This window comes from Geodermatophilus aquaeductus (assembly GCF_900182545.1).
GTDB classification, from domain to species: domain Bacteria; phylum Actinomycetota; class Actinomycetes; order Mycobacteriales; family Geodermatophilaceae; genus Geodermatophilus; species Geodermatophilus aquaeductus.
The window spans coordinates 87,219-113,461 of record NZ_FXTJ01000002.1; the positions used below are offsets into that span (position 1 = coordinate 87,219).

Consider the following 26,243-nt stretch of genomic DNA (forward strand, 5'->3'; position numbering starts at 1 on the left):
GACGCCGGCTCACCGGGCGCCCGCGGGAGCCGGTGCCCGCTCGGCCGCCCGGCCGGGGACGACGCCGACGGCGACCGCCGCGGCGACCGCGCCGAGGGCGAAGGCCGCCGGGTAGCCCGGGCCGCCGTCGACCAGGAGCGCGGCCAGCGGGAGGGTCAGCGCGGCCGCCAGGTTCTGCACGGTGTTGTGCGCGCCGAGCGCCCGCCCGGCCCACGCGCTCCCGGCCTGCTCGGCCACGGAGGTGAACGCCACCCCGTTCGGGCTGACCGTGGCCACCGCCGCCAGCGCCACCGCCGCTGCGGCGGCCGCGGGCCCGAGGACGTCCGGCGTCAGGGCGGCGACGACGGCGAGCAGCCCCACGACCCCTGTCACCGCGACCGCGACCTGCCGCAGCGGCCCGAGCCGGCTGCCCACCCGGTCCGACCACACCCCCGCGCCCAGCCGGGCGGCGACGCCGCCGACCTGGGTGACCGCCAGCAGCGTGCCCGCCGCGGCGACGCTCCAGCCCGCCTCGCGCACCAGCCAGTCGAAGGCGAGCCCCGCGACGGCGAACTGCGGCACCACCAGCAGCGTGCTGGCCGCGTGCACCCGCCACAGCACGGGACCGCGGTAGGGCGAGGCCGGGCGCGGGCCGCCGTCGGTCCGCGGCGGGCGGGCGGGGTCGCGGACGAACAGGCCGACGAGCGCGGCGGTGAGCCCGCAGCCGGCCGCGAGGAACGCGAACGCGCCGCCGGGGCCGTCGGCCGCGAGCCGCGGGAGCACGAGCGCGGCCAGGCCGACGCCCAGCGGCTGCCCGGCCTGCCGGATCCCCATGGCCAGGCCGCGCTGCTCCGGCGGGAACCAGCCCAGCACCAGCCGGCCGCTGGCCGCGTGCACCGACGCGCTGCCCGCCCCGGCCAGCAGCAGCCACAGGCCGGTGGGCAGGGCGGCGTCGGCCAGGGCGGCCCCGGTCAGGGCAGCGGCGGCCACGGCCAGCCCGCAGGAGAGCACCAGGCGCTCGCCGTAGCGGTCGGCGAGGACGCCCCACGCGAGCAGCGCGCAGACCAGGCCGGCGGCGGGTGCGGCGACCAGCAGGCTCACCTGCGGCAGGGTCAGCCCCTCCCCGCGCAGCGCCACGGTGAGGAAGGGCAGCCCGTTCTGCGCCGCGCAGGCGGCGACCAGCCCGGTCAGGCCGACGAACAGGTGGCGCCAGCGGGCGGTCGGCGGGGACGCCGTCGCGACGGCCGTCACCGGGGAACCGGGTGGAGGACCACCTCGGACAGCACCCCGCCGTCGGCCACGGCGGTGAGGAAGGTGCCGTACGGCTGCCGGCGCCGGTCGGTGGGTGAGCCGGGGTTGAGCAGCCGCAGGCCGGTCGCGGCGGTGGTGTCCCACGGGATGTGGCTGTGCCCGAAGAACAGGACGTCGGTGTCGGGGAACCGGGCGGCACAGCGGCGCTCCCGGCCCTTGGCGTCGCCGGTCTCGTGGACGACGGCGACGCGCAGGCCGCCCACCTCGGCCCGGGCCACCTCCGGCAGCCGCTCGCGCAGCGGGCCGTGGTCGTTGTTGCCGTACACGGCGAGCAGGCCGCGGGCGCGCGACTCGAGGGCGTCGAGCAGGGCGACGTCGACCCAGTCCCCGGCGTGCACGACGAGGTCCGCGGCGTCGATGGCGGCTCGGAGGGGATGAGGTAGGTCACGTGCCCGCTTGGGTAGGTGCGTGTCGGCGGTCACGACCAGCGAAACGGGCACGATCCCATGGTCGCAGGGGGCTAGGTTGCTGCCTCGGCCGACGATCTCGGCCCCCTCTCTCCACTCCCCGAGGACCTCATGACCCACCCGTCGTCCACCCCTGCCGCCGGGCCGGACACCCCGGCCGCGGAGCCCTACGAGAAGCGCTGGCTGGCCCTCGGCGTCATCGCGATGACCGTCCTGCTGGTCATCCTCGACGCCACGATCGTCAACATCGCGCTGCCCGCCGTGTCGGCGCCCGAGTCCGAGGGCGGACTCGACATCAGCGCGGCGACCCAGCAGTGGATCGTCACCGCCTACACGCTGACCTTCGGCGGCTTCCTGCTGCTCGGCGGGCGCATCGCCGACTTCTGGGGCCGCAAGCGCACCTACCTCGTCGGCGCCGCCGGGTTCGCCGTCGCCTCCGCGTTCGGCGGGCTGGCCCAGAACGAGGCCATGCTCTTCGGCGCCCGCGCGCTGCAGGGCGTCTTCGGCGCACTGCTCGCCCCGGCGTCGCTGGCGCTGCTGACCGTGCTGTTCACCGACCCGAAGGAGCGCGCCAAGGCCTTCGGCGTCTACGGCGCCATCGCCGGCGGCGGGTCCGCGGTCGGCCTGCTGCTCGGCGGCGTCCTCACCGAGTACGCCGACTGGCGCTGGTGCTTCTGGGTCAACCTGCCGGTGGCGCTCCTGGCCATCGCCCTGGCCATCCCGTTCGTGCCGGAGAGCAAGGCGCCCGGCGACACGAAGTACGACATCCCCGGCGCGATCGTGATCACCCTCGGGCTGGCCGCGATCGTCTACGGGTTCACCCGGGTGGCCGAGGCGTCGCAGACCAACGCCGCCGAGGCCGCGGCGGCCAACCAGCAGGCGGCCGCGCAGGGCAACCCGGCCCTGGTCACGCCCGAGAGCGGCTGGACCGACGGCCTGGCCTGGCTGTTCATCGTCGGCGGGCTGGTGCTGGTGGCGCTGTTCGTCGTGCTGGAGCTGCGCACCCGCAACCCGCTGCTGCCGATGCGCATCGTGCTCGACCGCAACCGCGGCGGCGCGTACCTGACCTCGACGCTGGTCGGTGCGGGGCTCATCGGGGCCTTCTTCTTCCTCAGCCTGTACTTCCAGCTGGTGCTCGGCTACGAGCCGCTGGTGGCGGGGTTGGCCTCGCTGCCGACCACGCTGGGCGTCTTCATCTCCGCCGGTGCGGCCAGCGCGCTGGTGCCGCGGGTGGGGCCGAAGCCGCTGATGGTGCTGGGCGGCCTGCTCGCCGCCGGCGGGCTGTTCACGCTGTCGTTCGTCGGCCTGGACACCGGGTTCTGGGAGCTGCCCTTCCCCGGCCAGCTGCTGCTGGGCCTGGGCCTGGGCTTCACCTTCGTGCCGCTGTCCAACCTGGCGCTCGTGGGCGCCGGGGAGCACGACGCCGGGGCCGCGAGCGCGATGCTCAACGCCACGCAGCAGGTGGGGGCCTCGATCGGCACCGCGGTGCTGGTCTCCCTGTCGGTGGGGGCCGCCAGCGCGTACACGGCCGACCTGTTCTCCTCGGGCGCGCCCCCGCAGGACCCCGCGACCGCCGGTCTCGCCGCGCAGGTCGAGGGCTACACGACGGCGTTCACCTGGGCCGCCGCGCTCTTGGTGGTCGGCGCGATCGTCGCCGGGCTGCTGATCAAGGCGACCAAGGACGACGTCCCGACCGGCGACACCGTCGTCCACGTCGGGTAGTCCCGCCCGCCCCGGCGCCCGCGTCCCCGCTCGGGGGCGCGGGCGCCGTCGCGTCAGCAGGGTCGCGTCAGGAGCCGGAGCGGGCGGCCATCGCCCGGAGCCGGGCGTTGTAGGCCTCGAGCTCGGCGTCGTCGGTGCGCACGGCGGCGCGGTCGAGGCGCCGGCCGCGGCGGTCCTCCGAGCCCATCCAGCTGAAGAGCACGACGGCCAGCACCAGCACCGTCGGCAGCTCACCGAAGGACCAGGCGATGCTGCCGGCGGTGTTCTGGTCGGCGAGCGGGTCGACGCCCCAGCCGGCGGGCGGCTCGGCGAAGGTGCGCACCACCAGCGACGACGACATCATGATCGCGACGCCGAAGAAGGCGTGCAGCGGCATCGGGATCAGCAGCTCGAGCATCCGCCCGGCGTGACCCACCTGCCGCGGCCACGGGTCCTGGGCGAGGATCGGGCCGAAGAACAGCAGCCCGGTGACGGTGAAGTGGGCCAGCATGAACTGGTGGCCCACCGGGTCGTCCATCAGCGCGTCGAAGACGGGCGTGAAGTAGACGCCGTAGAGGCTGACCAGGAACAGCGGCAGCGTGAAGAACGGGTTGGACACGAAGCGCGCGAGCCGGCTGTGCAGCGCGTCCAGCAGCAGCGCCCGCGGGACGCCGGCCAGTCCCCTCCCCCGCGGCAGCGACCGCAGCGCCAGCGTGACCGGCCGGCCGAGCAGCAGGAGCAGCGGCGCGACCATCGACAGCACCATGTGCTGGGCCATGTGCACGCTGAACAGCACCATGCTGTAGCCGTTGAGCCAGGTGCCGGTGACGGCGAACAGCGACAGGCACCCGGCGACCCAGGACGCCGTCCGCCACCACGGCCAGGCCACCCCGGAGCGGCGCAGCCGGACGAGGCCGACGGCGTAGGCCAGCACGCCGAGCAGCGCGAGGACCGGCAGCACCGACCACGCGTCGAGGTGGGGCAGGAACACCCGTCCCCACGTGGGTGGCTCGCCGGGCACCCACATGCCCGAGTGGTGCCCGTGCTCCACCGCTACCTCCGGTCCGGTCGGTCGTGCGCTCCCCACTGTCCCACTCGGGACCCGACTGGGCGGCCCCCTCGCAGGGGCCCGGCCCGAGCGGAGCGAGGGATGGGGGGCGAGGGGGTCCTTCGTCAGTCGTGGACGGGAGCCTCGTGGCCGGCGTGCGCCTCGGCCTCGATCTGGAAGGTGCAGTGGGCGACGTCGAAGTGGTCGCCGAGGCAGGTGCCGAGCGCGTCGAGCACCCGGCCGCCGTGCCCGGCCGCGAGCGCCTCGTCGGTGACGACGACGTGCGCCGACAGCACGGGCAGCCCCGAGGTGATCGTCCAGGCGTGCAGGTCGTGGACGCCGATGACGCCCTCCACGCCGAGGACGTGCGCCCGGACCTCGTCGAGGTCGACGTCGCGCGGCGCGGCCTCGAGCAGCACGTCGAGGGACTCCCGCAGCAGCGCCCACGCCCGCGGCAGCACCAGGCAGCCGATGAGCAGCGCGGCGATCGTGTCGGCCGGCGTCCACCCGGTCAGCGCGACGACGCCGGCGGCGACGAGGACGGCCACCGAGCCGAGCGCGTCGCCGAGCACCTCCAGGTGCGCGCCGCGGACGGCGAGGGAGCCGCGGCGGCCGCGGTGCAGCAGCGCCAGGCCGGTGAGGTTGGCGGCCAGCCCGACACCGGCGACGGCGAGGACGACCCCGGAGGTGATCTCCGGCGGGTCGGCGATCCGGCGCACCGCCTCGACCAGCACGACCACCGCGACGACGGCCAGCAGCAGCCCGTTGGCGACGGTGGCGAGGATCTCCACGCGCTGCCAGCCGAAGGTCCGGCGGCCCCGCGCGGGGCGTTGCGCCAGGGTCACCGCACCGAGCGCCAGGCCCACGCCGAGCGCGTCGGTGGCCATGTGGCCGGCATCGGCCAGCAGCGCGAGCGACCCGGACACCAGCGCCCCGACGACCTCGGCGACCAGCACGGCCAGCGTCAGCCCGAGGACGACGGCCAGCCGCCCGCGGGAGGCCCCCGCGACGGTGGCGTGCCCGTGCGCGTGACCGTGCGCATGGCCGTGCGCATGGCCGTGCGCATGGCCGTGCGCGTGCCCGGCTCCCATCGGCCCACCTCCCCCTGCAGTGTCCTCCGGACGGCGGCGCCCCCGCCCGGACCTGCCGGGAGGGGGCGCGCCGTCGGGTGCGTGCGGGGACGCTAGATGGCGACGCCGCGGTCACGCAGCCACGGGATCGGGTCGATCTTCTCGCCGCCGATGCCGCCGACGTGCACCTCGAAGTGCAGGTGCGGGCCGGTCGACTGACCGCGGTTGCCGAGCAGCGCGATGGTGTCGCCGGCGCGGACCACCTGGCCGGGCTGCACGAGGATCTCCTCCATGTGCCCGTAGACGGTGACGTCGCCGTTCTCGTGCTGGATGTAGACCACGTTGCCGTAGCCGCTGGCCGGGCCGGCCTCGAGCACGACCCCGTCGGCCGCGGCGTACTCGGGCGTGAGCATGGGAGCGGCGAGGTCGATGCCGGCGTGCAGCGTGCCCCAGCGCGCACCGAAGGTGCTGCTCAGCCGGGCGCCGGCCACGGGCAGGACGGTCCGCGGGCGGGCGGCCTCCGCGGCCGCGGCGGCGGCGGCCTCCTGGGCGGCGCGGTCGGCGTCGGCCTGGGCCTGGGCCGCGGCGGCCTCCTGCGCCTCGCGGGCGTTGCGGCTGGCGGTGACCTCGCCGAGCAGCACGGCGTCGGAGCGCAGGGTCGCGGCCTCGGCGGCGGCGGGGAGGTCCTCGTCGCCGATGCCGAGCTCCTCGGCCACGCTCACCGAGTGGCTGACCGCCCCGGGGCCGTCGGCCTGGGCGACGCGGTCGCCGATGGAGAAGGAGCCGATGCCGACGGCGCCCACGAGCGCGGCGGCGAGGTAGAAGGCCGGCCGGCGGCGCGGCAGCCGCAGCAGCCGGGCGATCTCCCGGTGCCGGCCGTGCCCGGCGACGACGGTGACGGGGACCCGCTCGGCGTCGCCGGCGTCCGCGGTCTCGTCGGCGGCGTCCGCGGGGAGCTCGACGGGGTCGGCCGCGACGGCGGCCAGGGCCTGGGCGTCGGCGGCGCCGCTCAGGCCGGCGAGGTCGGCGACGGCGGCCACCGGCTCGGCGGAGCGCAGCTCCTCGGCGACGTCGGTGCCGGCGGGGTGGCCGACCGAGGTGTCGACGACGTTGCCGGTGACCACGACGGTCCGGACCTCGAGGTCGGCTGCGGGTGTCGCCGCTGCGGCCGCGGTGCGCCGGGAGGGCGTCGGGCGGGGGCTGGGACGGCGGGCGGGACGGGACTCCCCGGTCGGCGACGTCTCCCCCTGACGTCGGTACGGGGTGGGCCTCGAGGCCTCCGCGGCGCCGGCGGGTCGCCGTTCGGGCGACGCCACCGCTGCCTTCCGGAGGGGAGTACCGGCCGCGGGGTGCGCTGCCGTCCCTCCGTCGAGGAGGCGGTCGGGGTGGAGCTCGGTCATGCACCTGACTTCCGTCGGGGACAGGGACGTCGTGCTGTGCCCGGGGGAGCGGGCGGGGCCATGTGGAGGCGAGGCCCATGTAAACACGCCGTGACCGTTACGTGATCTGGAGACCTGGGTACGGCGGACCAGATGTGTGACGCGGGCCACGGACCTGCACCGTTGTCGTTCGACGCCACGTCGAACTGATGTCACTCAGCGTGAGGGACGCGCCGGTTGAGCGTTGAACCAGGAGCGATCAGGCCCACAGCGGGCACGAGGGCCCTGGACACCCCGTCCGACGCCGTTCCCCGCACTCGATCCGAGGAGAGGTTCTCGTGCGCGCAGTCACCTGGCACGGACGTGCCGACGTACAGGTGGACACCGTCCCCGACCCGACGCTGCAGGAGGACACCGACGTCATCGTCGAGATCACCTCGAGCGGCATCTGCGGGTCCGACCTGCACCTGATCGAGGTGATGGCGCCCTTCATGACGAAGGGCGACGTCATGGGCCACGAGCCGATGGGCGTCGTCCGCGAGGTCGGCTCCGCGGTGACCGCCGTGAAGCCCGGCGACCGGGTCGTCGTGCCGTTCAACATCTCCTGCGGGACCTGCTGGATGTGCTCGCAGGGCCTGCAGTCGCAGTGCGAGACCACGCAGAACCGCGAGCAGGGCTTCGGCGCCTCGCTGTTCGGCTACACGAAGCTCTACGGGCAGGTGCCCGGCGGGCAGGCCGAGTACCTGCGGGTCCCCTTCGGCAACACGCTGCCGATCAAGGTCCCCGAGGGCGCGCCCGACGACCGCTTCGTCTACCTCTCCGACGTCCTGCCCACCTCCTGGCAGGCGGTCCAGTACGCCGCGACGCCGCCCGGCGGCACGCTCCTCGTGCTGGGGCTCGGGCCGATCGGCGACATGTGCACCCGCATCGCTCACCACCTGGGCATCGAGCACGTGTACGCCGCCGACGTCGTCCCGGAGCGGCTCGCCCGCGCCTCGGCACGCGGCACGAACGTCATCCGCTCGACGAAGAAGGACGACGTCGTCCAGGCGATCCAGGACGCGACCGCCGGCCGCGGCGCCGACGCCGTCATCGACGCCGTCGGCATGGAGGCGCACGGCTCGCCGCTGGCGCAGATCGCGCAGAAGGCGACCGCCGTCGTGCCCGACGCGGTCATGGAGAAGGTCATGCAGGTGGCCGGCATCGACCGCCTGGCCGCGCTGAACACCGCCATCGACGCGGTGCGCCGCGGCGGGACGATCTCGCTGTCGGGCGTCTACGGCGGGGCCACCGACCCGTTGCCGCTCATGCGCATGTTCGACAAGCAGGTCCAGCTGCGGATGGGCCAGGCGAACGTGTGGCGCTGGGTGCCCGACATCCTGCCGCTGCTGGTGGACGACGACCCGCTCGGCGTCGACGACTTCGCCACCCACCGCGTGCCGCTGGAGCAGGCGCCACAGGCCTACGCGAACTTCCGCGAGAAGAAGGACGGCGCGGTCAAGGTGCTGCTGCAGCCCTGACCCGGCTGTGACCACACCCACCGGCGGCGCCGGGCATGTCCCGCGCCGCCGGTGGCTTGCCCCTGGGTAGGACATCCCCGGACGACGACGTCCGCGCTCCCCCGTCCGTCTCGTCGTCCCCCTGGAGTCCCCCGTGCCCCGTGGCCTGCTCGCGCTCGCGATCGGCGCCTTCGGCATCGGCACCACCGAGTTCGTCGTCATGGGCATGCTGCCCGAGATCGCCGACGGCCTCGGCGTCTCGGTGTCGGCCGTCGGCCTGCTCATCTCGGCCTACGCCGTCGGTGTCGTCCTCGGCGCCCCGACCCTCACCGCGCTCGGCGTGCGGTTCTCGCCCCGCCAGACCCTGGTGGCGCTCATGGTCGTGTTCGTCGTCGGCAACGCGCTGTCGGCGGTGGCGCCGACCTACGAGACCCTCGCCGCGGCGCGGGTGCTCACCGCGCTGGCACACGGGTCGTTCTTCGGCGTCGGCGCGGTCGCCGCCCGCAGGCTGGTGCCGCCGGAGCGGGCCACCCAGGCGATCTCGCTGATGATGGTCGGGCTGACGCTGGCCAACGTCGTCGGCGTCCCGGTGGGGACGTTCGTGGCGCAGCAGCTGAGCTGGCGGCTGGTGCTCGGCGGGATCGCCGTCATCGGCCTGGTCACCATCGCCGGGCTGCTGGCCTGGCTGCCGGCGGGCACCGGGGAGCGCGGCGACCTGCGCGCCGAGCTCGCCGCCTTCCGCCGCGGGCAGGTGTGGCTGGTGCTCGGCCTGACGATGGTCGGCTTCGCCGCGCTGTTCTCCGTCTACAGCTACGTCAGCCCGATCCTCACCGACCTCGCCGGCCTCCCCGAGGGCTGGGTGACGCCGGTGCTGGCGCTGTTCGGCGTGGGCACGACCGTGGGCACGCTGGCCGGCGGCCGCCTCGGCGACCGGTTCGGCTGGTCCTTCGTCGTCGCCGGGCTGCTCGCCACCGCGGCGCTGCTGGCCACCTTCTCCTTCCTCGCCCGCTCCGCCGTCGCCGCGGTGGTCCTGCTCGTGCTGTTCGGCACCGTGGCCTTCGCGATGGGCCCGGTGGTGCAGAACGGCGTCATCGAGGCCGCGCGGGTGCGCGGCGGCAGCCTGGTGTCGGCGGCCAACCAGGCGGCGTTCAACGTGGCCAACGCCGTGGGTGCGGCCCTCGGCGCGCTGGTCCTCTCCCTCGGCCTGGGCTACACCGCACCCATGTGGGTCGGGGCCGTCCTCGCGCTGGCGGGCAGCGGGCTGGCGCTGGTGGCGCTGCGGTCCGACCGGCGGGAGACCGCGCGGGTCGCGGCGGACGTCGGGGTCTGGCGGTCGGAGGTCGGGACCCGGCTCACCGCGGGTTCGATCGCGCACGACGGGTAGGAGTCGGTCATGACGACGACGACCGCCGAGAGGTCAGGACAGTTCGCACTCGGGGACCGCACGGTCCACCGGCTCGGCTACGGCGCGATGCAGCTGGCCGGCCCGCACGTGATGGGACCGCCCGCCGACCGGGACGCCGCCGTCGCCGTCCTGCGCCGGGCCGTGGAGCTCGGCGTGGACCACATCGACACCAGCGACTACTACGGCCCGCACGTGACCAACGAGGTCATCCGCGAGGCGCTGCACCCCTATCCCGAGCAGCTGACCATCGTCACCAAGGTCGGCGCGCGGCGGACGCCCGAGGGCGAGTGGCCCGAGGCCCTCTCCCCCGACGAGCTGCGCCAGGCCGTGCACGACAACCTCGACCACCTCGGCGTCGACGTCATCGACGTGGTGAACCTGCGGATGCCCGGCTTCGCCGCGCCCGTGGAGCGCTCGCTGGCCGAGCCGTTCGAGACGCTGGCCGAGCTGCAGCAGCAGGGGCTCATCCGCCACCTCGGCGTCTCCAACGTGACGACGCAGCAGTTCGCCGAGGCGCGCGCCATCGCGCCGGTGGTGTGCGTGCAGAACCACTACAACCTCGTGCACCGCGACGACGACCCGATGGTCGACGCGCTGGCCCGCGAGGGTGTCGCCTACGTGCCGTTCTTCCCGCTCGGGGGCTTCACGCCGCTGCAGTCGGCGGCGCTGGAGACGGTGGCGCGGCGGCTGGAGACCACGCCGATGCAGGTGGCGCTGGCCTGGCTGCTGGCGCGCTCGCCGAACATCCTGCTCATCCCGGGGACGTCGTCGGTGGCGCACCTGGAGGAGAACCTGCAGGCCGCCGCGCGCGTGCTCGGGCCGGCCGAGCTGGAGGAGCTCGACCGCATCGGCGGCACCGGGGAGCCCGACGTCGACCTCTGACCGCGGGGCCACGGACCCCCGCCGGCGGTGGCCGGGGGGGACGGCCGGGAACCGTCGGGGTGTGCGATCGAGGCCCGATCGGGGCCTGGAGCTGCTACTTTGCGCCCCTCCCGGGTGCAGCGTCGCACCTCCGGTCCTGGTCGTCCCTGCACCCGAGAGGCACGCATGCCGACGCCGCACAACGCCACGAGCCCGTCCGCCGACGTCGTGATCTGCGCCTACACCGAGGACCGGTGGGACATGCTCTGCCGGGCGGTCGCCTCGGTGCAGGCGCAGTCGGTGTCCCCCCGCACCGTCCTCGTGTGCGTCGACCACAACGACGCCCTGCACCGCCGCTGTCTCGAGCGGTGGGGCGGCGAGCCGCAGGACGGGCAGCCGCCGGTGCGGGTGCTGCGCAACCGGTTCGCCGGCCGGCTGGGGTCCGCCCGCAACACCGCGGTGGAGCAGGTGACCGCCGACGTCGTCGCCTTCCTCGACGACGACGCGGAGGCGGCCCCCACCTGGCTGGAGACCCTGCTGCGCGTGTACGAGGACGACCCCGCCGCGATGGCCGTGGGCGGCGCTCCCCTGCCGAACCACACCGTCGACCGGCCGGGCTGGTTCCCCCACGAGTTCGACTGGGTGTTCGGCTGCCACTACCGGGGGCTGCCCGAGGAACTGGCGCCGGTCCGGCACCTGATCGGCGCGAGCATGTCGGTGCGCACCGACGCCCTGTGGTCGGTGGGCGGGTTCCACTCCGACAAGCACGACGACATGGACCTCTCCCACCGGATCGCGGCCACCTACGGCGCGGAGTCGGTCCTCTACGAGCCCAAGGCGCAGATCTTCCACGTCGTCCACCCCGAGCGGCTCACGTGGAGCTACTTCTGGCGACGGTGCTACTGGATCAACCGCGGCAAGGTGCGGGCCTTCGCAGACATGGGCGCCGCCGGCAACATCACCGCCGAGCTGCAGTTCGCCCGCGCGATGGCCACCAGCGTCGTCCGCGAGCTGCTCCGCGGGATCCGCGGGGACGCCGACGCGCTGCGCCGTGCGGGGGCGATCGTCGCCGGACTCGGCACGGCCGGCCTCGGCCACCTGCGGGGCAGGATCGAGCTGCGGACCGGCCGGCTGCCGGCGTCCCTCACCACCGGCCTCGACCCGAGGTGAGCTCCGGGAACACCCACCTGGTCGTCGGCTCGGGACCCTCCGCGGCAGCGGTGGCCCTCGCCCTCTCCGAGCGGCCGGACCAGCAGGTGGTCGTCCTCGACCTCGGAGGGCGGCTGGAGGAGGAGCGTCAGGCCGCCCGGGCCCGGCTCGCGGCGACCGGCCCGGACGGCTGGGACCCGGCCGACCTCGCGGTCGTCACCGCCCGCACCGCCCCGTCCGGGTCCGCCACCGCCGTGCCGCAGAAGCGCACGTACGGCTCCGACTACCCCTTCCGGGACCTCGGCCAGACCCGTGGGACCAGCGGGCCCCCGGGGACGAACCTCGACGTCGCCTCCTCCGCCTACGGCGGCTTCTCCACCGTGTGGGGCGCGCAGGTCATGCCGTTCTCCCGGAGCACGTTCGACCGCTGGCCCGTCTCCTGGGCCGACATGGAGCCCCACTACCGCGCCGTGCTGGCGGAGGTCCCCCTCGCCGGCGAGCCCGACGACCTGGCGGAGCTCTTCCCGCTCCTGGCCCCGACCAGCGGGCTGCCGCCCCTCGGGCCCCGGACCGCGGCGGTGCTGCGGCGGTACGAGCGGTCCCGGGACGAGGTGCGCACCCGCGGGGTCACCGTCGGGCGTGCCCGCCTGGCCTTCGCCGCCCGCGACTGCATCCGCTGCGGCCTGTGCATGAGCGGCTGCCCGTACGAGCTGATCTACAGCGCCGCGCAGACCATGGACCGCCTGCGACGCCGACCCAACGTCCGGGTCCTCGACTCGCTCCTGGTCGAGCGCATCGGCCAGGTCGGCGACCAGGCGGTCGCCTCCTGCCGGGACCTGCGGACCGGGCAGCGCTCCGAGTTCACCGCCGACCGGCTATTCGTCGGCGCCGGCGGGCTGGGGACCACGCGCCTGGTGCTGGGCTCGCTCGCCACGCCGCCACCTCGCCTCGAGATGGCGGAGTCGATCCAGTTCGTCCTCCCGTTCCTGTCCACCCGACCGGTCGAGGACCCCCGCGGGCCCGGCGCCCGCGACTTCACCCTGAACCAGTTCAACCTCCTGCTCCCCTTCGACGACGAGGGGTACACGACCTCACAGGTGCACTGTTACCCCTACAACCCGGCGTTCCTGGACGCGCTGCCCGCCGCGCTGCGGGGGCGCTGGGCCGCTCCGGTGTCGCGCCAGGTGCTGCGCCGGCTCTCCGTGGGCTTCGGCTACCTGCCGTCGTGGGCCTCACCGCCCGTCCGGGTCGTCCCCCGTCCCGGTGCGGCCGGAGGGCTGCCCGAGCTGGACCTCGGCCACCCGCCCGGGACCGGGCGCCCCGAGCTCCTCCGCGCGGTCCTGCGCCGGCTGCTGCGCGTGGCACCCCGGCTGGACCTCTGGCCCCTGCTGACGCACGTCACCCTCTCCGGGGCCGGCAAGAGCTACCACTTCGGCGGGTCCTTCCCCCACCGGCACGGGGACGCGGGGGCCGGCTCCCCCGGCACCGACCGCTGGGGCCGGCTGCCCGACTGGGACCGCATCCACCTCGTCGACGGATCCGTGCTGCCCTCGGTCCCCTCGACCACCTTCACCCTGACCGTGATGGCCAACGCGCACCGCATCGCCAGCGGGGTCCTCACCGGGGAGGCGCCCGTCGACCTCCGTCTGGGGTCCGCGGTCAGCTGAGCGGTCCCCCTCCCCAGGTCGCTGCGACGCCCGCCCCGACCGGACCGAGCACCCGGTCGAGGTGGGCGTTGGCGAAGACGCCGACCGGGTCGAGCCGCTCCCGCAGCGCGGTGAACTCACCGAACCGCGGGTAGCGGCCGGCCAGGGCGGCGGCGTCGAGGCCGTGCAGCTTGCCCCAGTGCGGGCGCCCGCCCGCCGCACCGGCGATCGCCTCGAACGCGGCGAACCAGCCGCCCGAGGGATCCCGGGCGGGCACGTGCACGGCGACGTAGGCGGTGTCGCGGCCCGAGGCGGTCGACAGCGGGACGTCGTCGGCGGCCGCGACCCGCACCTCCACCGGGAACGGCACCCGCTCCGCCCCGGCGTCGACCACCCGCCGCAGCTCGGCCAGCACCTCCGGGGCCGCCTCCCGCGGGACCGCGTACTCCATCTCGCGGAACCGGACGCGGCGGCGGGAGACGAACACCCGGTGCGCGACGTCGGTGTAGGTGCGCGCGCCGAGCGCCCCGGCGGAGAATCGGGCCAGCGGCGGCACCAGCGCGGGCACCCGGCGGCCGGCGGCGACGACGGCGGCGAAGCCCGCGTTGGCCAGCACCTCGTCGTCCCAGAACGCCCGGCCCCGGCCCAGGGGCGCGACCTCGTCCAGCGGCACGCGGGTGTTGCGCTTGGTCAGGCACCGGTCGGTGTGCGGGAACCAGTAGAACTCGACGTGGTCGGTGGCGGTCATGACCTCGCCGAAGGCCTCGAGCAGGTCCGGCAGCCGGGCCGGTCCCTCCTCCGCGCGCAGGGCGAACGCCGGCACCGCCTGCAGCGTCACCGTGCTCAGCACGCCGAGCGCGCCGAGCCCGACGCGGGCGGCGGAGAACACGTCGGGGTGCTCGTCGGGTGAGCAGCGCAGCACGGTCCCGTCGGCGGTCACCAGGTCCAGCGCGCGCACCTGGGTGGCCAGGCCGCCGAAGCGGGCGCCGGTGCCGTGCGTGCCGGTGGACAGCGCGCCGGCGACGGTCTGCCGGTCGACGTCGCCGAGGTTGGTCAGCGCCCACCCGCGCGCGGCGAGCTCGGCGTTCAGCCGGTGCAGCGGCATCCCCGCCTGCACGGTCACCAGACCGTCGTCGTCGACCCCGACCAGGCCCGCGTGGCGGTGCAGCGCCAGCGCGACGTCGTCGGGGCGGCCGATGCCGCTGAAGGAGTGCCCGCTGCCGAGCGCGGTGACCCGCCGGCCGACCGCCGCGGCCGCCCGCACCTCGGCGGCGATCCCCTCCGTCCCGGCCGGGGCGAGCACGGTCAGTCCCGTCGCCCGCTGGTTGCCCGCCCAGTTGCGCCAGGTGCCCGTCACGGTCGTCCTCCTCCGGTGTCGGCGGCAGTGTGTCGGCTCGCGGGGAGCGCGTCGAGGCCACGGCGCTTGCCCTCCCGCGCGGCCGGACGGGAGGCTCCGGGACCGTGACCCCGGCCCGCACCCGGCTCGACGCCGCGACGGCGGACCTCGACCCGCCGCTCGCCGTCCTCGACCTCGACGCCCTCGACGCCAACGCCGCCGACCTCACCCGGCGCGCCGGCGGGCGGCCGATCCGGGTGGCGAGCAAGTCGGTGCGCAGCCGCGCCGTGCTGCGCCGCGTGCTGGCCCGCCCCGGGTTCGCCGGCGTGCTCGCCTACACGCTGGCCGAGGCGCTGTGGCTGGCCGGCGGGGACGACCCGGTGTCCGGCGACGTCGTCGTCGGCTACCCGACCGTGGACCGCACGGCGCTGCGCCGGCTGGTGGCCGACCCGGCGCTGGCCGCCCGCGTGACGCTGATGGTGGACTCCCCCGACCACCTCGACGCCGTCGACGCCGTGGCCCGCCCGGGCCGGCGCCCGCCGGTGCGGGTGTGCCTCGACCTCGACGCCTCGCTGCGCGCCGCCGGCGGCCGGGTGCACGTGGGGGTGCGCCGCTCCCCCGTGCACGACCCGGCCGGCGCGGCGGCGCTGGCGCGGACGGTGTGCGACCGCCGCGGCTTCACCCTCGCCGGGCTCATGGCCTACGAGGCGCAGGTCGCCGGCGTGCCCGACGCGCCGCCCGGCCGCCCGCTGCGGGGCCTCGCGGTGCGCGGCGTGCAGGCGCTGTCGCTGCGCGAGCTGGCCCGCCGGCGCGCGGCGGCCGTGGCCGCGGTGTCGGCCGTGGCGCCGCTGGAGTTCGTCAACGGCGGCGGCACCGGCAGCCTCGAGCGGACCGCCGCCGACCCCGCCGTCACCGAGCTCGCCGCGGGCTCGGGCCTCTACCAGCCGACGCTCTTCGACGGGTACCGCGCGTTCCGCGGCCGCCCGGCGCTGCTGTTCGCGCTGCCGGTGACCCGCCGACCGGCGCCCGGCACGGTGACCGTGGCCGGTGGCGGGTGGATCGCCTCGGGCCCGCCCGGCGCCGACCGGCTGCCCCGCCCCGTGCACCCGCCGCGGCTGCGGCTGCTCGGCACCGAGGGCGCCGGGGAGGTGCAGACGCCGCTGCGCGGGCCGGACGCCGACGCGCTGCGGGTGGGCGACCGCGTGTGGTTCCGCCACGCGAAGGCCGGCGAGGTGTGCGAGCACGTCGACGCCCTGCACACCCTCGAAGGCAACGCGCTCACCGGCGCCGTGCCCACCTACCGCGGCGAGGGCCACGCCTTCTGAGCGGTGGAAATGGCCATTTCTGCCGCTCTGGGCCGGTCAGTCGGCGTCGTTGGCGAGCAGGGCGCGGGCCTCGGCGGCCTCCTCGTCGTCGAAGCCCATGTGGGCGGCCTCGCCGCGGCGGGCGACCTGGGCGTCGATCCAGCGCCGGTGCGCCTCCCACGCCGACTGCCGGGTGGCGCCCGTCGCGCGGCCGATCTGCGCCCACGAGGCCCCCGCCGTCCGAGCGGTGCGGACGGTGAGCTGCCGACCCTGGGCCGCGCGCCGGGCGATCACCTCGCCGAGCGCCAGCAGCTCCAGGGCCTCGTCGCGGGTGAGCGGGCGCAGGCCCTCCGGGTCGTCGGGGTCGGCCAGGGAGTCCCGCGTGCGCAGTTCCTCGTACCGGCGGACGGCGCTGCCGAGGGTGTGCTGCCGTTCGAGGTCGTCGACGTCCATGCCCCAGCGTCCGTCAGGCTGCCCTGACTGTCAAGGCAGCCTGACAGGTACTCAGCGGGCGCGGGCCACCCGCGTCTCGTCGAACACCGGCTCGGCGGACTCGTACACCCGCCCGTCGGCGCCGAAGACGAGGAACCGGTCGAAGGACCGGGCGAACCAGCGGTCGTGCGTGACGGCGAGGACCGTGCCGTCGAAGGCGGCCAGGGCCTCCTCCAGCGACTCGGCCGACAGGACGTCGAGGTTGTCGGTGGGCTCGTCGAGCAGCAGCAGCGTGGCGCCGGACAGCTCGAGCATCAGCACCTGCAGCCGCGCCTGCTGCCCGCCGGACATGGTCCGGAACGGCTGGTCGGCGGAGTCGGTGAGCCCGTAGCGGCGCAGCGCGGCCATCGCCCGGCCGCGGTCGACGCCCGGGCGGCCGGGCTCGCCGTGCCACAGCAGGTCCACCGGCGTCCGGTCCAGCCACTCGGGATGGGCGTGCGTCTGGGCGAACATCCCCGGGACCACCCGCGCCCCGAGCCGCCAGGACCCGGTGTGCGCGACGTCGGCACCGGCCAGCAGCCGCAGGAAGTGCGACTTGCCCGCGCCGTTGGCACCGAGGACGCCGACCCGGTCGCCGTACCAGACCTCCAGGTCGAAGGGCCGCATGAGCCCGGTCAGCTCCAGCTGCTCGGCCATGACCGCCCGCACGCCGGTGCGCCCGCCGCGCAGCCGCATGGTCACCTTCTGCTCCGGCGGACGGTCCGGCGGTGGCCCGGCCGCCTCGAACTTCGCCAGCCGGGTCTGCGCCGCGGAGTACCGGCTGGCCATGTCCGGGGAGTTGGCCGCCTGCTGCTGCAGCGTGCGCACCAGGTCCACCAGCCGCTGGTGCTCCTCCTCCCAGCGCCGCCGCACCTCGGCCATCCGTTCGTGCCGGGCGGCCCGCGCGTCGGGGTAGCCGGCCCACCCGCCGCCGTGCACCCACGCCGTCCGGCCCTCGACGGTGACCACCCGGTCGGCGACGGTCGCGAGCAGCTCGCGGTCGTGGCTGACGAACAGCACCGTCTTGCGCGTCTCGAGCAGCCGCTGCTCCAGCCACCGCTTGCCGGGGACGTCGAGGTAGTTGTCCGGCTCGTCGAGCAGCAGCACCTGTTCGGGCCCGCGCAGCAGCGCCTCGAGCGCCAGCCGCTTCTGCTCACCGCCGGACAGCGTGGACAGCTCCCGGTACTTGCACCGGTCGTAGGGGACGCCGAGCGCCGCCACGGTCACCGTGTCCCAGGTGACCTCGGCCTCGTAGCCGCCGACGTCGCCCCACTGGGCGAGCGCCTCGGCGTAGGCCAGCTGCGCGGGCTCGTCGTCGGTCTCCATGAGGGTGAGCTCGGCGGCCTCGACGGCGTCCCAGGCGGCGCGCACCGCCGGGGCGGAGAGGTCGACGAGGAAGCGCTGCACCGTGGTGTCGTCGCGCACCGAGCCGATGAACTGCCGCATCACGCCGAGGCCGCCGCTGCGGGCGACGGTCCCGGCCTCGGGCACGAGGTCGCCGGAGACGATCCGCAGCAGCGTCGTCTTCCCGGCGCCGTTCTCGCCGACCAGCGCCGCCCGGGCGCCGTCACCCACCCGGAACGAGACGTCGTCCAGCAGCACCCGGCCGTCCGGCAGCGTGTGCCGGACCCCGCTCACGTCGACGTAGCCCACCCGCTCATCGTCCGGGGTGGGGCAACCGGATTCGGCGGGGGGCTAGACCGCCTGCAGGCGGGTGCGCGCGAGCCGCTCGACCATCTCCGGCAGCGCGGTCGCCGGCACGCCGCTGAGGTCGCTCCGGGCGGACCGGACCACGCGACCGACGACCTGGGGTCGCAGCCGCGTGCCGAACTCGTCCACCAGACGGGTGACGGCCTGCTCGACGGCGGGGTCGACGGTGAGCTGCTCGGGAAGCGTCATGGGCGCGCGGGACTCCTCGTGCGGTCCGGTGCGAGGGGGGACGGCGTCCACGGTGGCCTGCCGGGCCGCGGTGATCCAGGGACCTAGGTCCCAGCCGTGGGCGTTCCCGGCGTGTCGGTCAGGAGACGAAGAACGCGTTGCCGCCCGACGTCGTGACCGCCGCGGCGTCGCGCACCAGCGCCGCCAGTTCCCCCGCGTCGACGCGGTCGAGGGAGGAGAAACGGATGCAGCTCTTGCCGCAGGAGACCCTCCCGAGCCGCTCGGCGCGGGCCTCGGGCAGGTACTCCCCGTCGACGACGGCGCAGACGTAGAGCGACAGGTGCCGCTTCTGCGCGGCGAGGGCGACCAGCGGCCAGCGCGTGGTCTCCCGCGCCGACCGCGGCCGGTAGGGCAACAGCCCGTAGCCGAGCATCTGCCCGGCGCCGGCCGTGACCAGCTCCCGGTCCAGGCCGGGCGCGGCGTCGCGCACCAGGGCGTCGACCCGCCGCAGCTCGGCCTCGCGCGGCCCGGCCGCGGCGAACCACTCCTCGATCGCGTCGGGCACGGCCGCCTCCTCAGTCCAGGACGAGGGAGAGCACCGTCGCGCCCGCCGCGAGCACCATGGCGAGCACGATCACCGCGGCCACCAGCCGCCGTCGCCGCTCGGCACCGGGGCCGCCGGCCCCGCCCATCCCCATCACGGCTCAGACGCTAGCCCCGGGGGACGACGGTCGGCGTCCCCACAGCACGGTGTCCAGCGCGGTCCCGGCGGGCGTCTCCCGGGGCACCGTGGCGAGCCGGTCGACCTCGAGCAGGTCGGCGACCGGGGCCAGCCGGCGCGGGCTGTGCAGGATCGCCGGGTCCTGCGGCCCGCCCACCCCGCGCGCGAGGTTGTCGACGTCGTGGCCGAGCAGCAGGAAGCGCCCGCCCGGCCGCAGCCAGCCCACCGCGCGGCGCAGCAGGTCGGTCATCGGCGGGTCCGGCAGGTGCAGGTAGGCGACGAGTACGAGGTCCTGCGAGCCCGGCGGCGCCGACCACCCGGTCACGTCGGCGGTCACCCAGGTGACGGCGCCGGCGCCCGGCTGGGCACGCCCGCGGGCCAGGCCGGTGGCCGAGAAGTCGACGGCGGTCGCCCGCCAGCCGAGCCGGGCCAGCCACAGCGCGTGCCGTCCCTCCCCCGCGGCCACGTCGACGGCGTCACCCGGCGGGAGGTCCCACACCAGCGCGGCGACGAGCGGGTTGGGCTCCCCCGACCACTGCTGCCGCTCCGCGTAGCGCGCGTCCCAGTCCCCGGCCTGCACGCGCAGCAGTCTCTCAGCGCCGGGGTGCGCGCGGCCGGGGCCGGGCCCAGGCTGGTCCGGTGCCCGCCGTCCGGCTCGTCCCCTTCCAGCCGGAGCACCTGCCCGCGGTGCTGCCCTGGTTCGACGACGCGGAGACGCAGCGCCGGCTGGGCGGGCGGGACTGGCCGGTGCGGGAGATGGCGCTGCGCACCACGCGGTGGACCGAGGAGTTCCGGGGACGGCGGGTGCTGCGCAGCCACTCCTTCGTCGCGCTCGACGACGCCGACCGTCCGGTGGCCCAGATCGGCGGGGACGTCTACGACCGCTGGACGCTGTGGGACCCCGAGGCCGCGCGGGTGGTGCGGGTGTTCGACCACCGCACGATGGGCTCGGCCTACGTCGTCGCCCCGGCGTGCCGCGGGCACGGGTACGGCAGCGCGGCCCTGCGGGCGCTGGTCGCCGCTCCCGAGACCGCCGACGTCGAGCAGTTCGTCCTGGGCATCGAGCCGGACAACGCGGCGAGCCTGCGGGTGGCCGCGGCGGCGGGCTTCACCCCGCTGACCACCGAGCCCGACGCCGAGGACATGGTCTACGTGCACCTGCTGCGCTGACCCCGGAGCGCGCCGTACCGCAGGATGTGCCGGTGGCCGCACACGTCTCCGCGCCCGACGACCTCGTGCTCCACGGTCCCCGCGTCCTCGGGTTCGCCTCACCCGGCCGGATCGCGGACCGCTTCGGCCTCGACCGCGACGAGGTGGAGGACCGGCTGATCGAGTTCGCCGCCCGCGGCTGGGTGACCCACACCCGCTTCGCCGACACCGGCGGGTGGTCGCTGACCGAGGAGGGCCGGGCCGAGGACGAGCGCCGGATGGCCGCGGAGCTGGAGCTCACCGGGGCGCGCGAGACGGTGGCGGAGGCCCACACGCGGTTCCTGCCGCTGAACAAGCGCTTCGGGAAGGTGTGCACCGACTGGCAGCTGCGGCCCACGCGCACGGAGCCGATGGCGGCCAACGACCACACCGACTGGCGGTGGGACGAGCGGGTCCTGCGCGCGCTGGCGACCCTCGGCCGCGACCTCGCCGCGGTGACCGACCCGCCGGCCCGCTGCCTGCAGCGCCTGGACGGCTACTCCGCCCGCTACCTCGCCGCGCTCGCCCGGGTCGACACCGGCGAGCGGCGCTGGGTGGACTCCCCGGAGGTCGACTCCTGCCACACGGTGTGGATCCAGCTGCACGAGGACCTGCTGGCCACGCTGGGGATCGCCCGCGGCGCGGACGGCTGAGCGTCGGTGGCGAGTGGCACGCTCGCGCCATGACGACGGCGACGCCCCGGGAGGTCGCGCTGCTGCGCCTGGTGGCCCAGCGGGTGGCCGGCCCGCCGTTCCCGGACGCCGCGGCGGCGGTGCGCGGGCTGCTCGCCGTGCAGGGCCAGGACTGGCCGGGCGCGGTCACCTCGGTGGCGCTGCGCACCGCCGACCGCTCGCGCGCCGGCGTCGAGGCCGCGCTGGACGCCGGGGACGTCGTCCGGTCCTGGCCGATGCGCGGCACGCTGCACCTCACCCCCGCCGAGGACCTGCCCTGGATGCTCGACCTGCTCGGCCCCCGGGTGCTGGCCGGTGCGGCCAAGCGACGGGCCGTCGTCGGGCTGACCGAGGACGACCTCGAGCGCTCGCGCGCGGTCGCCGTCGCCGCGCTCACCGGCGGCCGGCGGCTCGGCCGGAAGGAGCTGCTGGCGGTCCTCGCCGACGGCGGCTGCGACGTCGCGGGGCAGAAGGGCTACCACACGCTCTGGTACCTCTCCCAGACCGGGACGCTCGTGCTCGGCCCCGCCGAGGCCGGTGACCAGGCCTTCGTGCTGCTCGACGAGTGGGTGCCCGCGCCGCGGCGGCTGGACCGCGAGGAGGCGCTGGCGGAGCTGGCGCTGCGCTACTTCACCGGGCACGGGCCGGCCACGGTCGCCGACCTGGTGCGCTGGGCCGGCACTCCCGTCCGCGACGCCCGGGCCGGGCTGGCGGCCGTGCGGGACCGGCTCGCCGCGGTGGACGTCGACGGCACCGAGATGCTCATGGACCCGGCCACCCCCGAACGGCTGGCCGCGTGCCGCGACGACGCCGAGGGGCTGCACCTGCTGCCCGGGTTCGACGAGGTCGTCCTCGGCTACGCCGACCGCACGTGCACGGTGCCGGCGGAGCACGCCGACCGGATCGTGCCCGGCGGCAACGGCGTCTTCCGCCCCACCGTCGTCACCGGCGGGCGGGCGGTCGGCACCTGGCGGTGGTCGGGCAAGGGAGCGAGGCGGACGGTGACGGCCGAGCCGTTCGACGCCTTCCCCGACGGCGTCGCCGAGCGGGTGCCCGACCTGGCCGCCGCCCTGCCCTGAGCCCGCCGTCCCCCGCCGCCCCTGGAGCTCTCCTCCGGCTCGTGAGGTGCTGCAGGACCCCACGAGCACGTGGTGGACCCCAGTGGCGGCGCGGTGGCCGGGCGCGTGGCACGGACGCAGGGTGGGGACATGGAGTACGTGCGCCTGGGCGCCACCGGCCTGGAGGTCTCGCGGATCTGCCTGGGGATGATGAGCTTCGGCGAGCCGGGGCGCGGGATGACGCCGTGGAGCCTGCCCGAGGACGAGGCGCTGCCGCTCATCCGCAAGGCGCTCGAGGCCGGCGTCACCTTCCTCGACACCGCCAACGTCTACTCGGCCGGCGGCAGCGAGGAGATCACCGGGCGGGCCATCCGGGAGTTCACCACCCGCGACGACGTCGTCCTGGCCACCAAGGTGCACGGCCGGATGCGCCCGGGCCCTAACGGCGGCGGGCTGTCGCGCGTGGCTGTCCTGCGCGAGCTCGAGGCCAGCCTGCGGCGGCTGCAGGTCGACCACGTCGACCTCTACCAGATCCACCGCTGGGACCCGGCCACGCCGATCGAGGAGACCCTCGAGGCGCTGGACGCGTGCGTGCGCAGCGGCAAGGTCCGGTACCTCGGCGCGAGCAGCATGTGGGCCTGGCAGTTCGGCAAGGCGCTGCACCTGGCCGGCGAGCACGGCTGGCACCGCTTCGTGTCGATGCAGGACCACTACAACCTGCTCAACCGCGAGGAGGAGCGGGAGATGCTGCCGCTGTGCGCCGACCAGGGCATCGGCGTCGTCCCGTGGAGCCCGCTGGCCCGCGGCCGGCTCACCCGCGACTGGGAGGAGACGACGCACCGGTCGGAGAACGACGCGTTCGGCGGCCGCCTCTACGACGAACGCAGCGACCGCGCGATCGTGGAGCGGGTCGCCGAGGTGGCCCGCGAGCGCGGCGTCCCGCGGGCGCAGGTGGCGCTGGCCTGGCTGCTGGCCAAGCCGGTGGTGACCGCGCCGATCGTCGGGGTGACGAAGGCCGCCCACCTCGACGACGCCGTCGCCGCGGTCGGCCTGTCCCTCACCGACGACGAGGTCAGGCGTCTCGAGGAGCCGTACCGCCCGCACGCCGTCGTCGGCTTCTGAGCCGCCGGTACTCGCGCAGCACGAGCACGACCACCACCAGGTCGAGCACGGCGGCGGCCCACATCGACCACGCGTCCCGGTCCACCGCCCGGTAGACCTCGAAGGCCCAGAACACCGCGAGGACGCCGGCGGCGACCGGGTAGGCGGGCAGCACCTCCCGCAGCAGGGCGACGACCAGGCCGAGCTTCACCAGGCCGTGCAGGGTCAGGTAGACGACGGCGAAGGTCCGGTCCCCACCGCTGAGCGCGGCCTCGCCGGCGGCGACGCGCTCGGCGAGGGCGCCGTGCGGGCTGCCCAGGAGGTGGTGCTCGACGACCCGGCGGGTGACCCCGTCCAGTGAGCGGGGACCCACGGCCAGCAGCGCCAGACCCGCGAGCAACTCGACCGCGCCGTCGAGTCCCTTGAGGAACAGCGCGGCGCGCAGCAGCCGGTCGGTGGTCGTGCCGGGCATCGTCCCGGAGCCGGGCGGGGCGCGTCCAGGACCGGCAGGAGGATGGCGGCGTGCCCGCTGCCCCCTCCCGCACCCGCCGGGTGGGCACGCACCTGGTCGGCCCGCCGGTCCCCGCACTGTCGGCGCTGTGGCAGGGCGGCGGGCGGCGGGGCGTCACCGCCGCGGCCTGTCTCGCCCTCGCCCTGGCCACCGGCACCGCGCTCGGGCGCCCGGACCTCGGCTCCGCGGCCGCGCTGGCGTCGTTCACCGCGGTGTACGGGCACGCGCTGCCCTACCGACGGCGCGCGGCCGTGGTGGCCGCCGTCGGCGTCGTGCTCACGGGGAGCAGCACGCTCGGCGCGCTGGCCGGCCGGCACCCGGTCCCGCTGGTGCTCATCTGTGCCGGGCTCGCCGCCGCGGCGGCCGCGGCGAGCGTCGTCTGGCGGGTCGGCCCGCCCGGGCCCCTCGGGGTGGTGCTCGTGGCCGGCGGCTCCAGCGCCCTCGGCACCGCGCCGGGCGGGCTGGGCGGCCACGCCCTCGCCGCCGCGGCCGGGGCCGCGCTGGCCTGGGCCGGCTGCATGCTGCCGTGGCTGTGGGACCCGACCGGTCCCGAGCGGCGGGCGCTGGAGACGGCCGAGGCCCTGGCCGGCGGCAGCCCGGCCGGCGCGGCCCGGGCGGTGCGGCTGGCCGACGTCGCCGTCCGGGGCGGCAGCACCCGGGACGACGGCGGGCTGCGCACCCGCCTCGACGAGCTGGAGCGGCGCTTCCTCGCCGCCCTGCCCGCCGCACCTCCGGAGGCACCGGCGCCCGCGTCCGCTCCTCCCCCACCGCCGGCGCGGTGGTGGCACGCCCCCGCGGCGGCGACCGCGCTGCGGCTGGGCGCCGGGGCGGCCGCCGCCGGCCTGGCCGCCGTCGCGCTCGGGCTGGCCAGCCCCTACTGGGCGGCGACCACGGCGGTCGCCGTGCTGCTGGGCACCGACGCCCGGGCGACCCGCGCCCGCGGGCTGCAGCGCGCGGTCGGCACCGCCGCGGGCGTGCTGGTCGCGGGGCTGCTCGTGGCGCTCGACCCGCCGGTGGCCGTGGCGATCGCCCTGGCCGCGGCGCTGCAGCTGGCCGTGGAGCTGCTGGTCGCCGCCCAGTACGTGCTCGCCGTCTCCTGCATCACGCCGCTGGCGCTGCTGCTGGTGCACCTCGGCAACCCCGGCGCGACCGCCGCGGACCTGGTGACCGAGCGGCTGGCCGAGACCGGCGTCGGCGTGGTCCTCGCCCTCGCCGTCGGCCTGGGGCTGCTGCCCCGGGCGGCGAGCCGGCGGCTGCCCGCCGCGGTGCGGGAGGTCACCGCCGCGGCGGCCGCCGGGGACGACCGGCGGCTGGGCGAGGCGCTCCCCCACCTGGCCGAGGTGTCGGCCGCCGCCCGCGCCGAGCTGCTGCCCACCCCGGCGGGAACCAGCCGGGTGCGCGCGGCCCGCGCGGTGGCCGACCTCGGCTGGGCGCTGCTCGGCGCCCGAGCCCGCGGCGACCACGCCGTGGCCGCGGAGCTGGCCCGGCGGCTCGCCGCGGATCAGCCGGCCAGCTGACCGGCCAGCTCCTCGAGGTCGTCGAGCACCAGCCCGGCGCCCAGCGGGCCGAGGCCGAGGAACCAGCGGTCGTCGTCGACGGCGACCGCCCGGCCCTCCGCGACCGCGGGGATCGACTGCCACAGCGGCCCGGCGGTGACCTGCTCGGCCGCCGTCGTGCCGTCGGCCCCGTAGGCACCGAAGAAGAGCAGGTCGCCGTCAGCGCGGGGGACCTCCTCGGGCGAGATCTCGACGAACGTCTCCTGCGTCCGCTGCACCTCCGGCCGGGCGAAGCCGACGTCGGCCAGCACCGAGCCGATGAACGAACCCTCGCCGTAGAGCCGCAGCACCGAGCCGTCGAGGAAGCGGGCGACGCTGACCTCGGTCTGCGCGGGGTCGCCGTAGAGGTCGCCGACCTCCTCGGCCCGCGCGGTGTAGTCGTCGAGGAGCCGCTGCGCCTCGTCCTCGCGGCCGAGCGCCTCGCCGGCCAGCAGCAGGTTCTCCTGCCAGCTCTCACCGATGCTCTCGGCGAACACCGTCGGGGCGATCTGGGTGAGCTGCTCGTAGACGTCGGCGTGCCGGACGGAGTTGGACAGGATGAGGTCCGGCTCCAGGGCCGCGATGGCCTCCAGGTCGGGTTCGGCGATCGTGCCGGCGTCGCCGATGTCGGCCGGGTCGACGCCGGCGGCCGACACGAAGCCGGGCAGCTCGTCGCTGACGTCGGTGCGGACGGCGCCCACCGGGGTGACGCCGAGGGCCAGCGTCGCGTCGAGCTCGCCGGTGTCCAGGACGACGACCCGCTCGGGGACGCCGGTCACCTCCGTCTCCCCCATCGCGTGCTCGACCGTGCGGGCCTCCTCGGCGGGCGCGGCCTCCGCGGCCGGCTCGCTCTCCCCGCAGCCGCCCAGCGCCAGCACGCCGAGCACCGCACCCGTCACGACCGCAGGACCTCGCCGTCCCCAGAGCCGTCCCCAGACCACCGTGGCTCTCCTCTCCGGTCGCCGGACCACCCGGCGACCGGAGTCAACTTAGGACAGCCTTCCCTGACCGCAG

The 26,243-nt window shown here is 76.2% G+C and carries 26 protein-coding genes; 12 read left to right on the plus strand and 14 right to left on the minus strand.

Features of this window, described 5'->3' with window-relative positions:
- Nucleotides 1–9 precede the first annotated feature (9 nt).
- Nucleotides 10–1,230, minus strand: a complete 1,221-nt coding sequence (locus FN207_RS05430; RefSeq protein WP_142457337.1) for an MFS transporter — start codon at nt 1,228–1,230, stop codon at nt 10–12.
- A complete protein-coding gene (locus FN207_RS05435; RefSeq protein ID WP_142457338.1) occupies nt 1,227–1,730 on the minus strand; it encodes a metallophosphoesterase family protein in 504 nt (167 codons plus the stop codon). The genes FN207_RS05430 and FN207_RS05435 overlap by 4 nt, the downstream gene beginning before the upstream one ends.
- 78 nt (nt 1,731–1,808) lie before the next feature.
- Between FN207_RS05435 and FN207_RS05440 the strand changes: the two genes are divergently transcribed.
- Nucleotides 1,809–3,419 (plus strand): MFS transporter, encoded by a 1,611-nt coding sequence (locus FN207_RS05440; RefSeq protein WP_142457339.1) that lies wholly within the window; start codon nt 1,809–1,811, stop codon nt 3,417–3,419.
- Nucleotides 3,420–3,486: 67 nt separating this feature from the next.
- On the opposite strand, the gene FN207_RS05445 is transcribed toward FN207_RS05440, so the two are convergent.
- From FN207_RS05445 to FN207_RS05455, 3 genes are all read right to left on the minus strand, one after another.
- Entirely contained in the window at nt 3,487–4,449 is a 963-nt protein-coding gene (locus FN207_RS05445) for a cytochrome c oxidase assembly protein (RefSeq protein ID WP_142457340.1), read from the minus strand.
- A gap of 122 nt (nt 4,450–4,571) precedes the next feature.
- On the minus strand, nt 4,572–5,537 hold the full coding sequence (locus tag FN207_RS05450; RefSeq protein ID WP_142457341.1) for a cation diffusion facilitator family transporter: 966 nt from the start codon (nt 5,535–5,537) through the stop codon (nt 4,572–4,574).
- Between the two features lie 92 nt (nt 5,538–5,629).
- Nucleotides 5,630–6,640, minus strand: a complete 1,011-nt coding sequence (locus FN207_RS05455; protein WP_246065799.1) for a M23 family metallopeptidase — start codon at nt 6,638–6,640, stop codon at nt 5,630–5,632.
- 593 nt (nt 6,641–7,233) lie between these two features.
- On the opposite strand from FN207_RS05455, the gene FN207_RS05460 reads away from it, so the two are divergent.
- The 5 genes from FN207_RS05460 to FN207_RS05480 all read left to right on the plus strand — a co-directional run bounded on the left by FN207_RS05460 (nt 7,234) and on the right by FN207_RS05480 (nt 13,476).
- Nucleotides 7,234–8,415 (plus strand): alcohol dehydrogenase catalytic domain-containing protein, encoded by a 1,182-nt coding sequence (locus tag FN207_RS05460; protein WP_142457343.1) that lies wholly within the window; start codon nt 7,234–7,236, stop codon nt 8,413–8,415.
- Nucleotides 8,416–8,548: 133 nt separating this feature from the next.
- Nucleotides 8,549–9,778: an MFS transporter gene (locus FN207_RS05465; RefSeq protein WP_142457344.1), complete on the plus strand. Its 1,230-nt coding sequence runs from the start codon at nt 8,549–8,551 to the stop codon at nt 9,776–9,778.
- Nucleotides 9,779–9,787: 9 nt separating this feature from the next.
- Nucleotides 9,788–10,681: an aldo/keto reductase family oxidoreductase gene (locus FN207_RS05470; RefSeq protein ID WP_142457345.1), complete on the plus strand. Its 894-nt coding sequence runs from the start codon at nt 9,788–9,790 to the stop codon at nt 10,679–10,681.
- A 165-nt stretch (nt 10,682–10,846) separates the two neighbouring features.
- Entirely contained in the window at nt 10,847–11,830 is a 984-nt protein-coding gene (locus FN207_RS05475; protein ID WP_142457346.1) for a glycosyltransferase family 2 protein, read from the plus strand.
- Nucleotides 11,827–13,476 carry a GMC family oxidoreductase gene (locus FN207_RS05480; RefSeq protein ID WP_221888060.1) on the plus strand — a complete coding sequence of 550 codons (1,650 nt, stop codon included), beginning with the start codon at nt 11,827–11,829 and terminating at the stop codon, nt 13,474–13,476. Before FN207_RS05475 ends, FN207_RS05480 begins: the two co-directional genes overlap by 4 nt.
- Here FN207_RS05480 and FN207_RS05485 read toward each other — a convergent pair.
- Nucleotides 13,469–14,812: a D-arabinono-1,4-lactone oxidase gene (locus FN207_RS05485; RefSeq protein ID WP_142457347.1), complete on the minus strand. Its 1,344-nt coding sequence runs from the start codon at nt 14,810–14,812 to the stop codon at nt 13,469–13,471. The genes FN207_RS05480 and FN207_RS05485 overlap by 8 nt on opposite strands.
- A gap of 104 nt (nt 14,813–14,916) precedes the next feature.
- Between FN207_RS05485 and FN207_RS05490 the strand changes: the two genes are divergently transcribed.
- Nucleotides 14,917–16,116, plus strand: coding sequence for an amino acid deaminase/aldolase (locus FN207_RS05490; protein ID WP_142457348.1), 1,200 nt, complete (start codon nt 14,917–14,919; stop codon nt 16,114–16,116).
- 36 nt (nt 16,117–16,152) lie between these two features.
- Here FN207_RS05490 and FN207_RS05495 read toward each other — a convergent pair whose 3' ends face one another.
- The 6 genes from FN207_RS05495 to FN207_RS05515 form a co-directional block, all read right to left on the minus strand.
- Nucleotides 16,153–16,548 carry a hypothetical protein gene (locus FN207_RS05495; protein WP_142457349.1) on the minus strand — a complete coding sequence of 132 codons (396 nt, stop codon included), beginning with the start codon at nt 16,546–16,548 and terminating at the stop codon, nt 16,153–16,155.
- A 51-nt stretch (nt 16,549–16,599) separates the two neighbouring features.
- Nucleotides 16,600–18,219: an ABC-F family ATP-binding cassette domain-containing protein gene (locus FN207_RS05500; protein WP_142457350.1), complete on the minus strand. Its 1,620-nt coding sequence runs from the start codon at nt 18,217–18,219 to the stop codon at nt 16,600–16,602.
- A 42-nt stretch (nt 18,220–18,261) separates the two neighbouring features.
- Nucleotides 18,262–18,465: a three-helix bundle dimerization domain-containing protein gene (locus FN207_RS05505; RefSeq protein WP_142457351.1), complete on the minus strand. Its 204-nt coding sequence runs from the start codon at nt 18,463–18,465 to the stop codon at nt 18,262–18,264.
- Nucleotides 18,466–18,583: 118 nt separating this feature from the next.
- Nucleotides 18,584–19,009 (minus strand): DUF1801 domain-containing protein, encoded by a 426-nt coding sequence (locus tag FN207_RS05510; protein WP_142457352.1) that lies wholly within the window; start codon nt 19,007–19,009, stop codon nt 18,584–18,586.
- 10 nt (nt 19,010–19,019) lie between these two features.
- A complete protein-coding gene (locus FN207_RS27250; protein ID WP_275582099.1) occupies nt 19,020–19,145 on the minus strand; it encodes a hypothetical protein in 126 nt (41 codons plus the stop codon).
- 3 nt (nt 19,146–19,148) lie between these two features.
- Entirely contained in the window at nt 19,149–19,745 is a 597-nt protein-coding gene (locus FN207_RS05515) for a class I SAM-dependent methyltransferase (protein ID WP_142457353.1), read from the minus strand.
- Between the two features lie 59 nt (nt 19,746–19,804).
- On the opposite strand from FN207_RS05515, the gene FN207_RS05520 reads away from it, so the two are divergent.
- The 4 genes from FN207_RS05520 to FN207_RS05535 all read left to right on the plus strand — a co-directional run bounded on the left by FN207_RS05520 (nt 19,805) and on the right by FN207_RS05535 (nt 23,204).
- Nucleotides 19,805–20,335 (plus strand): GNAT family N-acetyltransferase, encoded by a 531-nt coding sequence (locus FN207_RS05520; RefSeq protein WP_142457354.1) that lies wholly within the window; start codon nt 19,805–19,807, stop codon nt 20,333–20,335.
- Between the two features lie 32 nt (nt 20,336–20,367).
- On the plus strand, nt 20,368–21,006 hold the full coding sequence (locus tag FN207_RS05525) for a transcriptional regulator (RefSeq protein WP_142457355.1): 639 nt from the start codon (nt 20,368–20,370) through the stop codon (nt 21,004–21,006).
- A 29-nt stretch (nt 21,007–21,035) separates the two neighbouring features.
- A complete protein-coding gene (locus tag FN207_RS05530) occupies nt 21,036–22,103 on the plus strand; it encodes a winged helix DNA-binding domain-containing protein (RefSeq protein WP_142457356.1) in 1,068 nt (355 codons plus the stop codon).
- A 129-nt stretch (nt 22,104–22,232) separates the two neighbouring features.
- Entirely contained in the window at nt 22,233–23,204 is a 972-nt protein-coding gene (locus FN207_RS05535; RefSeq protein WP_142457357.1) for an aldo/keto reductase, read from the plus strand.
- On the opposite strand, the gene FN207_RS05540 is transcribed toward FN207_RS05535, so the two are convergent.
- Nucleotides 23,155–23,655, minus strand: a complete 501-nt coding sequence (locus tag FN207_RS05540) for a DUF2127 domain-containing protein (protein ID WP_142457358.1) — start codon at nt 23,653–23,655, stop codon at nt 23,155–23,157. The genes FN207_RS05535 and FN207_RS05540 overlap by 50 nt on opposite strands.
- A 50-nt stretch (nt 23,656–23,705) precedes the next feature.
- On the opposite strand from FN207_RS05540, the gene FN207_RS05545 reads away from it, so the two are divergent.
- Nucleotides 23,706–25,211 carry an FUSC family protein gene (locus FN207_RS05545; protein ID WP_142457359.1) on the plus strand — a complete coding sequence of 502 codons (1,506 nt, stop codon included), beginning with the start codon at nt 23,706–23,708 and terminating at the stop codon, nt 25,209–25,211.
- Here the strand turns inward: FN207_RS05545 and FN207_RS05550 are convergent.
- A complete protein-coding gene (locus FN207_RS05550) occupies nt 25,196–26,128 on the minus strand; it encodes an ABC transporter substrate-binding protein (protein ID WP_221888061.1) in 933 nt (310 codons plus the stop codon). The two genes, FN207_RS05545 and FN207_RS05550, sit on opposite strands and share 16 nt — an antisense overlap.
- Nucleotides 26,129–26,243: the final 115 nt, after the last annotated feature.